At 45.9% G+C, this 2161-nt stretch carries 2 protein-coding genes; one reads left to right on the forward strand and one right to left on the reverse strand.

Annotation, left to right across the window (positions count from 1 at the left end):
- Positions 1-293 (forward strand): hypothetical protein (locus tag ACFQ2O_RS21360; RefSeq protein WP_377532876.1); only part of this gene is annotated, 293 nt, incomplete at its 5' end.
- Positions 294-589: 296 nt separating this feature from the next.
- Here the strand turns inward: ACFQ2O_RS21360 and ACFQ2O_RS21365 are convergent.
- Positions 590-2110, reverse strand: coding sequence for a sigma 54-interacting transcriptional regulator (locus ACFQ2O_RS21365; RefSeq protein ID WP_377532878.1), 1521 nt, complete (start codon positions 2108-2110; stop codon positions 590-592).
- Positions 2111-2161 lie beyond the last annotated feature (51 nt).

Here is a 2161-nt window from a genome sequence, read left to right on the forward strand (position 1 = left end):
CTGCTCACAGAGGGTTACCATATTTCTTCGGAACAGGACAGTTATGCCATATATGGATGGAAGATGTGGTATATATTCCCTTTACTTTTTATATTCTCTACTCATACGCTTACTTAGTTCATTTCACAGCTTATTCCATTCATACGATTGAGAAAGAGCTATGTGGGAAACCTACTGAATACACGGCTCTTTTATTGGGATTGTTCTTTTTCCCAATTGGGATTTGGTTAGTACAGCCAAAAATAAATAGGATATTAAGGACACCCGTTGTAGAAGAAATAACAAACACATAACAATCTACAAAAGCATAATACCCTTTGGGATGCAAAGTTTACTTTAACTTTCAAATGGCCGACTTTCAGTGAAGCTTACAATACAAACATGTTTTGTTATTATCATACACTACTATTAAGCTTTCTTTCCCAGCCACTAATACTTAAGCACTACCTGCAGCGGCTAATATAAGCGCCAGCCTCCCCCATCGGCTATACAAACATGCTGCCTTTACAAGATACTAATAGAAAAAGAAAGGCAGGAGCTTTAACAACTCCTGCCTTTTCCAAAATATAACTCGAAACTCAGAACTCCATTAATAGTCCTCGTCTTCCTCCTCTTCGCCAAAGCTTGGCATGGTAAACATCCCACTCAGTAGATCCTTAAACTGAAGTCCGGTGCTAAGGCGGTTTTTACTCAACTGGCTATGTTCAGCAAGTCCATGCAGTGCAAACTCCATCATAAACAGCTTTTCGTCTCCTTTGGCTTCAGGCTGTTGCTTTTCTACCAGCTCGGCTAGCCCCGGCACTTGAAGAAGCGCCTTCTTATATTCTTCTCCCGATGCATCATTCAGCACATCTATGGTCTTGCCATCGCCAAACCAGTCTGTGATAGCTTTATACGGGTTGCCTTTCTTTGCTTTCTTGGCTTTGTCGGGGTCTGGAAAATAATTTAGGAACTGGGTTCGAATAGCCTTGCCCATCAGCACCTGCGCCACATGGCCTGCGCCCTCCTGCTCGCCTTCGTACACTAACTCTACTTTTCCTGTTACAGAAGGTATGGTGCTCATAAAGTCAGAAACGCGCACATAGGTTTTGCTCTCGCCGTTAAGCAAGGCACGGCGCTCAGCAGCACTTAAGAGGTTTTCAAAGGCTGAGATTGTCAAGCGTGCCGATACACCGCTCTTAGCATCCACATACTCACTCTCACGCGCTTCAAAAGCAACTTGCTCTATCAGGTCGCCGATGATGTCGTTGGTCTGCACCAGCTCACCCTGTCTTGCTTTTACTTTCGCTTCCTGGCTGGTAATTTTTTTACCTGTTTCGATATCCTTCGGATAATGGGTAATAATCTGGGAGTCGATGCGGTCTTTCAGCGGCGTTACAATGGAGCCTCGGTTGGTATAGTCTTCCGGGTTAGCCGTAAACACAAACTGTATATCCAGCGGCATGCGCACCTTAAAACCACGGATCTGAATATCGCCTTCCTGCAAAATATTAAAAAGCGCCACCTGGATGCGGGCCTGCAAATCGGGCAGCTCGTTTATCACAAATATGCCCCGGTGCGAACGCGGTATCAGGCCAAAATGAATTACCCGCTCATCAGAATAAGGCAACTTCAGGGTGGCCGCTTTTATCGGGTCGGCATCACCAATCAAGTCGGCAACAGACACATCAGGGGTAGCCAGCTTCTCTGTATAGCGGTCAGAGCGGTGCAGCCATTCAATGGCTGTATCATCACCATGCTCCTGCACCTGGTCTTTTGCAAAGCGCGACAGCGGCTGTAGCGGATCGTCGTTCAACTCCGATCCCTTTACTACAGGTATATACTCGTCCAGCAGGTCTACCATCTGGCGTGCAATACGTGTTTTAGCCTGGCCACGCAGGCCAAGCAAGTTTACGTGGTGCATCGAAAGGATGGCGCGCTGCATGTCCGGAATCACGGTTTCTTCGTAGCCCCAGATGCCCGGGAAAATCTCCTCTTTGTTCTGCAATTTCCTGATCAGATTGCGACGCAGCTCGTGCTTCACAGTCTCTGGTTCATAACCGGCAGCTTTTAACTGGCCCAGGGTTTTTATCTGATGTAATTTCTCAGCTGGAATATCTTGGTACTTCATTTAGTAGCTTTATATTTAATCAGTTAACGCTTAACTGATTATTTTTGAAAG

This window comes from Pontibacter rugosus (assembly GCF_042678745.1).
GTDB classification, from domain to species: Bacteria; Bacteroidota; Bacteroidia; order Cytophagales; family Hymenobacteraceae; genus Pontibacter; species Pontibacter rugosus.

Excerpts from the sequence above, each read along its gene's own strand:
- ACFQ2O_RS21365 (WP_377532878.1), bottom strand. The coding sequence starts at position 2,110 with ATGAAGTACCAAGATATTCCAGCTGAGAAATTACATCAGATAAAAACC.